The organism is Burkholderia sp. E168m23 (assembly GCF_016586125.1).
GTDB classification, from domain to species: domain Bacteria; phylum Pseudomonadota; class Gammaproteobacteria; order Burkholderiales; family Burkholderiaceae; genus Burkholderia; species Burkholderia orbicola.
The window spans coordinates 1-8,318 of sequence record NZ_BCPP01000207.1 but is presented as its reverse complement, the minus strand read 5'-3'; the positions used below and the strand labels follow the sequence as shown (position 1 = coordinate 8,318).

Here is an 8,318-nt window from a genome sequence, read left to right as displayed (position 1 = left end):
CCGTCGGCGTGAGCGGCCTGTTCGACACGCTGATGAAGCGCATTCCGGCCGGCATCGCGGCCGCGCTGCTCGCGGGCATCCTGTTCGAGATCGGCATCGAGATCTTCCGCGCCGCGCAGTTCCAGACCGCGCTGGTGCTCGCGATGTTCTTCACCTACCTGATCGTGAAGCGCCTCGCGCCGCGCTATGCGATCGTGACGACGCTGATCGTCGGCACAGTGGTAGCCGGCGGCCTCGGCCTGCTCGATTTCAGCCGCTTCCACATCGCGCTCGCGCAGCCGGTGTTCACGATGCCCGCGTTCTCGATCGCGTCGATCGTCAGCATCGGCATTCCGCTGTTCGTCGTCGCGATGGCGTCGCAGAACGTACCGGGCATCGCGGTGCTGCGTGCGGACGGCTACCCGACGCCGTCGTCGCCGCTGATCGCGACGACCGGCCTCGCGTCGCTGCTGCTCGCGCCGTTCGGCTCGCACGGCGTGAACCTCGCGGCGATCACGGCCGCGATCTGCACCGGCCCCGAAGCGCACGAGGACCACGCGAAGCGCTACACGGCCGCCGTGTGGTGCGGCACGTTCTACCTGGTCGCCGGCGTCTTCGGCGCGACGATCGCCGCGTTGTTCGCGGCGCTGCCGAAAGCGCTCGTCGTGTCGGTCGCGGCGCTCGCGCTGTTCGGCTCGATCATGAGCGGCCTCGCGAACGCGATGCAGGACGTGAAGCAGCGCGAAGCGGCGCTCGTCACGTTCATGGTGACCGCGTCGGGCCTCACGCTGCTGTCGATCGGCTCGGCATTCTGGGGGCTCGTCGCCGGGGTCGTCACGCAGGTGATCCTGAACGCGCGGCGCCCCGCGTGACGCGGCTCGGCCGCCTGCCGCGGCGCGCGCCGCCGCGCCCGCCCGGCACGCCAAAACGTGCGCGACACGAATCGGGCCTAAAATGATGGATTGGAAGCGGCGCCCGGCGCCGCTTCGCTTCGCCGCCGCGCTCGCGCGGCCCGTGAGAACCCGGCGCCCCGCGCTCTTCTTCCGAATCGCCATGACTACCGCACTCGACCAGCTGAAGCAGTACACGACCGTCGTCGCCGACACGGGCGACTTCCAGCAGCTTGCGCAATACAAGCCGCAGGACGCGACCACGAACCCGTCGCTGATCCTGAAGGCCGTCCAGAAGGATGCGTACAAGCCGATCCTCGAGAAAACCGTCCGCGATCATCGCAACGAAAGCACCGATTTCATCATCGACCGCCTGCTGATCGCATTCGGCACCGAAATCCTGAAGCTGATCCCGGGCCGCGTATCGACCGAGGTCGACGCACGCCTGTCGTTCGACACGCAGCGCTCGATCGAGAAGGGCCGCGAGCTCATCAAGCTGTACGAAGCAGCCGGCATCGGCCGCGAGCGCATCCTGATCAAGCTCGCGTCGACGTGGGAAGGCATCCGCGCGGCCGAGGTGCTGCAGAAGGAAGGGATCAAGTGCAACATGACCCTGCTTTTCTCGCTCGTGCAGGCCGCCGCGTGCGCGGAAGCGGGCGCGCAGCTGATCTCGCCGTTCGTCGGCCGCATCTACGACTGGTACAAGAAGCAGGCCGGCGCCGAATGGAATGAAGCGCGCGACGGCGGCGCGAACGATCCGGGCGTGCAATCGGTGCGCCGCATCTACACGTACTACAAGACGTTCGGCTACAAGACCGAAGTGATGGGCGCGAGCTTCCGCACGACCAGCCAGATCACCGAGCTCGCCGGCTGCGACCTGCTGACGATCAGTCCCGATTTGCTGCAGAAGCTGCAGGAGAGCAACGAGACGGTCGCCCGCAAGCTGTCCCCGGAAACGCTGCAGGACAAGCCGGCCGAGCGCGTCGCGATCGACGAGGCGTCGTTCCGCTTCCAGCTGAACGACGAAGCGATGGCCACCGAAAAGCTCGCCGAAGGCATCCGTGTGTTCGCCGCCGACGCGGTGAAACTCGAGAAGCTGATCGACGCGCTGCGCTGAGCCGCACGACGCGTCAGCGGCTGTCAGCAAGACTGACAACAGCCGTCAGCAAGCGCTGCAAACGGTCGCGAACAGGATGTTCGCGGCCGTTTTTATTTTTCATTCCATCGTCAAGCGCGCGCACTACAATCCACGTCACGGGTGCGACGGCCGCCTCCCGATGCGCCCTTTCCCCAGTCAATCTTGCACGACGCCGCGCCAGCGCCGACGCGCCGGCACGGCTCATTCCAGGAGACAACGATGCAAGTTCAACCGTACCTGACGTTCTACGGTCGTGCCGACGAAGCCCTTCAGTTCTACGAAAAGGCACTCGGCGCGAAGACGATGTTCAAGATGCACTTCAAGGACGCTCCGCCGAATCCCGATTACCCGATGTCGCCGGAGATGAGCGACAAGGTGATGCACGCGAGCTTCACGATCGGCGACTCGATGATCATGTGCTCGGACGGCGATTGCAGCCAGCCGGCGGGCGCCGCGCACGCCGGCTATTCGCTGTCGCTGAACCCGGCGACGGTCGAGGAAGGCCAGAAGCTGTTCGATGCGCTCGCCGACGGCGGCGAAGTGACGATGCCGTTCGGCAAGACGTTCTGGGCGCTCGGCTTCGGGATGGCGAAGGATCGCTTCGGCGTGCACTGGATGGTCAACGTCGAGGATCTGTCGCAGCGCGAGGAGCTCGCGAAACGCGCGCAGGGCTGACGCAAAGGAAACGCCCGCCACCTTGCGGTGGCGGGCGTTTTCGTTGCCGGGCAGCCGGCAATGCGTCGTGCGCGGCACGCGGCCGCGCACGACCCGTATCAGCTCTCGACGACGTCGAGATAATCCTCCGGCCGCGTGCGATCCTCCGCATGCGCCATGCCGATCACGCGCACCAGCACGCTCACGACCACCGACACCACCAGGTTCACGATCAGCGACCACACGGCCGCGTAGCCGGGAATCGCGAGGCCGAACAGGTGGATCGTGAAGATCGAACTCGCCAGCTTCAGCGAGACCGCCATCCACGTGCCGCAGATGATGCCGGCCGCCCAGCCGGCCAGCAGGCCGCGATGGTCGAGCACGCGCGTGTACAGGCCGAGCACGATCGCCGGCAGCGTCTGGATGATCCAGATCCCGCCGAGCAGCTGCAGCTGGATCGCGTAGGTCAGCGGCAGCCCGAGGATGAACGCCACCGCGCCGACCTTCACGATCAGCGACACGAGTTTCGCGACGTGCGTCTCCTGGTCGTGCGACATGTTGCGGTTCACGAACTCGCGGTGGATGTTGCGCGTGTACAGGTTCGCGGCCGCGATCGACATGATCGCCGCCGGCACCAGTGCACCGATGCCGATCGCCGCGAACGCGACGCCGACGAACCACGACGGGAAGTACTCGAGGAAGAGCGCGGGCACCGCGAAGTTCGGGCCGAACGCCTTGAAGTACGGCGCGTACTGCGGCATGTCCTTCACGCCGGAGGCGAGCGCCATGTAGCCGAGCAGCGCGAGCAGGCCGAGCACGAACGAGTACGCGGGCAGCATCGCCATGTTGCGGCGGATCGAGTTGCCCGACGACGACGACAGGATCGCCGTGACCGAGTGCGGATACAGGAACAGCGCGAGCGCCGAGCCGATCGCGAGCGTCGCGTATGCGCTGTAGCCGTTCAGGCTCATCGCGTCGGGCGCCTTCAGCAGCAGCTTCGCGGGCGGCACGGCGGAGAAGATGTGCCCGAAGCCGCCGAGCTTCGCGGGGATCACGATGACCGCGGCGGCGATCGTGACGTAGATCAGCACGTCCTTCACGATCGCGATCATCGCGGGGGCGCGCAGCCCCGACGTGTACGTGTAGGCGGCGAGGATCGCGAACGCGATGATCAGCGGCAGGTCGCCGACGAAGCCGGTCGTGTCGAAGCCGAGCGCGCCGATCACCACCTCGATGCCGACGAGCTGCAGCGCGATGTACGGCATCGTCGCGACGATGCCCGTCACCGCGATCGCCAGCGCGAGCATCCGGCTGCCGTAGCGCGCGTTGACGAAGTCGGCGGCCGTCACGTAGCCGTGCCGCTTCGCGATGCTCCACAGTTTCGGGAACACGACGAACGCGAACGGATAGATCAGGATCGTGTACGGCAGCGCGAAGAAGCCCATCGCGCCGGCGCCGAACACGAGCGCGGGCACCGCGACGAACGTATAGGCCGTGTAGAGGTCGCCGCCGAGCAGGAACCACGTGACGATCGTGCCGAAGCGACGTCCGCCGAGGCCCCATTCGTCGAGATGAGCGAGATCGCCGCGCCGCCAGTTCGCGGCCAGGAAACCGATGATCGTGACGCCGATGAACAGCAGGACGAAGACGAAGGTTGCGCCGAGATTCATTGCGCACCTCCTTGCGTACCGCTCGCCTTCCACGCGTTCTTGGTCTTGAAGTACACGAACGCGGTGATCACCGCGCTGATGAAGACCCAGAGCAACTGGTACCAGTAGAAAAACGGAAAACCGAACCATTGCGGTTCGATCTTGCTGTACGACGGCACCCAGACCATCGCGATCAACGGCAGTACCAGCAGCCAGAGCCAGCGCTTCGCGGCCCGGTTGGCGTCGGCATCGTGAGCCATGACGTCTCCTCTTCTATCCCGGTTATCGATCTTGTTGAGCGGGTACGGCACCGAGAGGAGCGGCGAAACGGGTAGGCTGCGGCTCCCCTGGCTTCGCGCCAGTATAGGAGCCGCGAGTACGCGGTCAAGCAGGGGCGAACCCGAGGTGATCCGCCCCTTGTCACGCGGATGCGCCGGCCTGCGCCGGTGCGTCCGGCGTCAGATCGCGAACGCGGTGTCGCGTGCGCCGTCCGTTGCTTTCAAAGCTTTCACCCACTTGCGCGCGGGCAGCTTGAGCGTGTCCTCGATCAGCTTCGCGCGGGCGTCGAGCTGGGCGAACGGCACGTCGAGCGCGGGGCCCGAAAACGCGATCGCGATGCGGTTGCCGTCGTGCACTTCGGGCAGCGCGATCACGCGGTGGTCGAACGCCGCATTCAGGTGCTTCATGTTGCGCACGAAGCTCGGATGATCGCCGAACAGGTTGATCGTCGCGATGCCGGCATCGGCGAGGCAGCCGCGCACCGCGCGGTAGAACGCGACGCTGTCGAGCACGGGGCCGCGCGCGGTCGCGTCGTACAGGTCGATCTGGATCGCGCCCGCCGTGCCGCGGTTGGCCGGGTCGTTGACGAAGTCCCATGCGTCGGCTTCGTGCACCGCGAGGCGCGCGTCGTCGGGCGGCAGCGCGAACATCGTGCGCGCGGCGACGATCACGGCCGGGTTCAGCTCGACGGCCTCGACCTTCGCGTGCGGCAGGAAACGATGCGAGAACTTGGTCAGCGCGCCGGTGCCGAGCCCGAGCTGGACGATCCGCTCCGGCGTTTCGAGGAACAGCAGCCAGGCCATCATCTGCTGCGCGTATTCGAGCTCGATATGCAGCGGCTTCGAGATCCGCATCGCGCCCTGCACCCACTCGGTCCCGAAGTGCAGGAAGCGCACGCCGCCTTCTTCGGAGAACGTCACGGGCGCGAAACGCGGCTTGCGCGGCGCTTCGAGCACCGGCACGTCGTCGTGTTCGTCGATGTCCGGGCGGCGCTTCACGCGCGGCGGCTGGAGTTTTTCGGAGCCGTTGTAGGCGGACGGCTTGCGTTGCTTGAACGCGCGTGCCTCGGCGGACGCGCGCTTGATCAGTCGGGTCATGATGGTTGAATCTCGCTGGGTGACGCTGGATGAGCGGACGAGAGGATAGCATTGGTGGGAGGCGGAGGCCGCCGACGCGTGCCCCGCCACACGTGACGTCGAATCCCGTCGGCGCTACGCTGCATTCGCGGACCCACAGGAGAGCGCATGACCTCGCACGACAAGAAGATCTGGTTTCCGGCGAAGCGCTACGGCTGGGGATGGGGATTGCCGGTCGCGTGACAGGGCTGGGTCGTGCTGCTGCTGTTCGCGATCAGCGTCGTCGCGAGTGCATGGCTCGTGCCGCCGCATCGGTCGCCGGTGGCGTACGGGGCATGCCTCGTGGTGCTGGTCGCGCTGCTGACTGCGGTGTGCTGGCTCAAGGGCGAGAAGCCCCGGTGGCGATGGGGCAACGACGATTGAGCTGACACATCGAAGTCGTTTTTGCTGCCTGACGACCGCGCATCGTACGGCAGCGCATGCAGCGTCGGCTCGCCGCGCACCGTGCCCGGCAACCGCCGGAACGGGACGCCATTTTGTTCAGTTTGACACCGGCGTTGACCAGACAGCATGCTGGTGCCGCGCATGCATTTTCTTTCGACGGGACCGGTTGCGCCGTAACGTCATCGAAGCCTGCCAATATCCGCTCTGGCCATACCTGCTCCATTACACGGGATTTCGTAAGCATGAGTCACATCCACTTCATTGGCGGGGAAAAAGGCGGCGTCGGCAAATCGCTCGCGGCCCGCGTGCTGGCCCAGTATTTCATCGATCGGAGCATGCCCTTCGTGGGCTTCGATACCGACCGATCGCACGGCGCGCTCCTGCGGTTCTATGCCGATTTTGCCGCGCCCGCCGTGCTCGACCAGCATGACAGCCTCGATCCGGTCATGGAATCGGCGCTCGAGGATCCGCAACGGCGCATACTGGTGGATCTCGCGGCCCAGACGCGGCAGTCGCTCGCCAAGTGGCTCGACGATTCGGACGTAGTCGACTTCGCCGAGGAACACGGCCTCACGCTGACGTGGTGGCACGTGATGGACACTGGCCGCGATTCGGTCGATCTGCTGCGGCAATGGCTCGACGAATTCGGCGGACGAATCAAGCTGGTGCTCGTGCTGAATGAAGTCCGCGGCGATCGCTTCGAGATTCTGGAGGCCTCCGGCGAACGCGAGCGGGCCGAAGCCCTTGGCGCCAGCGTGATTACGCTGCGCCGCCTGCCCGATACGACCATGCAGAAGATCGATCGGCAAAGCGCGAGCTTCTGGGCGGCGGTCAATCATCCGGACCGCGCCGCCACGGGGCTCGGCTTGCTGGAGCGGCAGCGCGTCAAGGTCTGGCTGCATCGTACTTACGAGGAGCTGGGCACGCTCGCCCTGTAGCACGGGCCCGTGACGGCGCGGAATGTGCGGCGGTTGGGTTGGCATGGCTCATACCGGGAAAACTTGGAGGCTCGATGGCCGATCACGACAGACTGCATCCACTCCGTCCGTTCCTGAAAAACTGGGTTTGGGAGCACGGTCGAATCGGGACGCGCTATCTGGACTGCGTGGATGGCGAAATCAAGTTCGACGAAGGCAAGAAATCGCATTTCGCCGCCGAGCAATATACCTACGTGCCGCTGGGCAAGAACGCTGAGGACGACACGCCCGCGGAGGGCCCCGCGATCCACGATGCCGGACTTGCCCGCTTTTTGCGGGCGGCTCAGTTGGGCACGCCCGGGGAAGCCGGTTCCGTGGCGGAGGTTCAGCGCGCCGTGCAGGATTGCGTGGAGATCGGCCTGTTCAGCGCGTATCAACGGGAGGCTCGCCAGGCACGGGCCCGCTACGCGCAGGAACCGATGTTCGAGGACGAGATCCGCGCGGCGGTCGTCGACGACATCCGGCGAATTTACGTCGGCATGCGAGAACAGCTGGCGCTGTACGATTTCAGTGTGCTCTACGGCTTGCCCACGCCGCTGCTGATCAGCGACACACCGTTCATCGACTGGCGCGTGATAGCCAGTCCGGCACTGCCGTTCGTCTCGCTTCCGCTGGGACCTTACTGCCTGCTGGTAGGCGCGCCGTCGGGCAGAAGTAGCCGAATCGGCCCGGTGGTCTGGAAGGCCGCTGCCGCGCTGGGGCCGTTGAAGGACCACAACCGCCGGATCGAGGAGCACGCACGGCTGTGGCTGGTGGCGACCACCGATGATCAACTCGTGGCGGCACAAAGTCGCATCGTCTCGGCCACGGGCACCAGGCAAGGCGAGGCGAAGCCTTGACCGGTAGCGTCGAGTGGCGGCGCGATCGCATCAGGTCCGGTTTGTCCTGTTGCCGCTCCCGCCCCTGCAACCGCTCACCGTGGCCATCACCAACGTCTCGCGATATCCCTGCTATCTAGATCCGCCGAACGGTCGCTCATCGAGCTTAAATTTGGCTCGATCGTGCTAAATTTTGGCTCGATCGTGCTAATATCACGGCTTATGACAAAGCTCGGCGACGCCCTCTTTTCCAACGCACAGCAACCCATTCTGGCCTGCCTGTTTGGGCAGCCCGAACAGTGGTTTCACGTCAAAGAGTTGATCCGGCTGACCGGTCTCGGTAGTGCCAGCGTCCAGCGCGAACTGAATCGTCTCGAAAAAGGTGGCCTCATCGAAACTCGACGCATCGCCAAT

General features: G+C 65.6%; 9 protein-coding genes and 1 pseudogene. 7 read left to right on the top strand and 3 right to left on the bottom strand.

Annotated elements, in window-relative coordinates; translation table 11 throughout:
* The 3 genes from JMF90_RS13215 to JMF90_RS13205 all read left to right on the top strand — a co-directional run.
* On the top strand, nt 1–851 hold an 851-nt coding region (locus JMF90_RS13215), incomplete at its 5' end, for a benzoate/H(+) symporter BenE family transporter (protein WP_201325151.1).
* A gap of 181 nt (nt 852–1,032) precedes the next feature.
* Nucleotides 1,033–1,986, top strand: coding sequence for a transaldolase (gene tal, locus JMF90_RS13210; protein WP_011545873.1), 954 nt, complete (start codon nt 1,033–1,035; stop codon nt 1,984–1,986).
* 240 nt (nt 1,987–2,226) lie between these two features.
* Nucleotides 2,227–2,682 carry a VOC family protein gene (locus JMF90_RS13205; RefSeq protein WP_011545874.1) on the top strand — a complete coding sequence of 152 codons (456 nt, stop codon included), beginning with the start codon at nt 2,227–2,229 and terminating at the stop codon, nt 2,680–2,682.
* Between the two features lie 98 nt (nt 2,683–2,780).
* On the opposite strand, the gene mctP is transcribed toward JMF90_RS13205, so the two are convergent.
* The 3 genes from mctP to JMF90_RS13190 form a co-directional block, all read right to left on the bottom strand.
* Nucleotides 2,781–4,331 carry a monocarboxylate uptake permease MctP gene (gene mctP / locus JMF90_RS13200; protein WP_011545875.1) on the bottom strand — a complete coding sequence of 517 codons (1,551 nt, stop codon included), beginning with the start codon at nt 4,329–4,331 and terminating at the stop codon, nt 2,781–2,783.
* Nucleotides 4,328–4,570: a DUF3311 domain-containing protein gene (locus tag JMF90_RS13195; protein WP_006478185.1), complete on the bottom strand. Its 243-nt coding sequence runs from the start codon at nt 4,568–4,570 to the stop codon at nt 4,328–4,330. The genes mctP and JMF90_RS13195 overlap by 4 nt, the downstream gene beginning before the upstream one ends.
* Before the next feature lie 198 nt (nt 4,571–4,768).
* Nucleotides 4,769–5,686, bottom strand: a complete 918-nt coding sequence (locus JMF90_RS13190) for a spermidine synthase (protein ID WP_011545876.1) — start codon at nt 5,684–5,686, stop codon at nt 4,769–4,771.
* 147 nt (nt 5,687–5,833) lie between these two features.
* Between JMF90_RS13190 and JMF90_RS13185 the strand changes: the two are divergent.
* The 4 genes and pseudogenes from JMF90_RS13185 to JMF90_RS13170 all read left to right on the top strand — a co-directional run.
* Nucleotides 5,834–6,088 (top strand): annotated as a pseudogene (locus JMF90_RS13185) (hypothetical protein).
* A gap of 263 nt (nt 6,089–6,351) precedes the next feature.
* Nucleotides 6,352–7,047, top strand: coding sequence for a mobilization protein (locus JMF90_RS13180; RefSeq protein WP_011545877.1), 696 nt, complete (start codon nt 6,352–6,354; stop codon nt 7,045–7,047).
* Between the two features lie 74 nt (nt 7,048–7,121).
* Nucleotides 7,122–7,925: a hypothetical protein gene (locus JMF90_RS13175; protein ID WP_011545878.1), complete on the top strand. Its 804-nt coding sequence runs from the start codon at nt 7,122–7,124 to the stop codon at nt 7,923–7,925.
* 201 nt (nt 7,926–8,126) lie between these two features.
* Nucleotides 8,127–8,318: helix-turn-helix domain-containing protein (locus JMF90_RS13170; RefSeq protein ID WP_201325150.1), on the top strand; the 192-nt coding region annotated here is incomplete at its 3' end.

What these genes read in the sequence shown, in the direction of transcription:
- mctP (WP_011545875.1), bottom strand. Translation starts at nt 4,331, where the DNA reads ATGAATCTCGGCGCAACCTTCGTCTTCGTCCTGCTGTTCATCGGCGTC.
- JMF90_RS13195 (WP_006478185.1), bottom strand. Translation starts at nt 4,570, where the DNA reads ATGGCTCACGATGCCGACGCCAACCGGGCCGCGAAGCGCTGGCTCTGG.
- tal (WP_011545873.1), top strand. Translation starts at nt 1,033, where the DNA reads ATGACTACCGCACTCGACCAGCTGAAGCAGTACACGACCGTCGTCGCC.
- JMF90_RS13175 (WP_011545878.1), top strand. Translation starts at nt 7,122, where the DNA reads ATGGCCGATCACGACAGACTGCATCCACTCCGTCCGTTCCTGAAAAAC.
- JMF90_RS13205 (WP_011545874.1), top strand. Translation starts at nt 2,227, where the DNA reads ATGCAAGTTCAACCGTACCTGACGTTCTACGGTCGTGCCGACGAAGCC.
- JMF90_RS13180 (WP_011545877.1), top strand. Translation starts at nt 6,352, where the DNA reads ATGAGTCACATCCACTTCATTGGCGGGGAAAAAGGCGGCGTCGGCAAA.
- JMF90_RS13190 (WP_011545876.1), bottom strand. Translation starts at nt 5,686, where the DNA reads ATGACCCGACTGATCAAGCGCGCGTCCGCCGAGGCACGCGCGTTCAAG.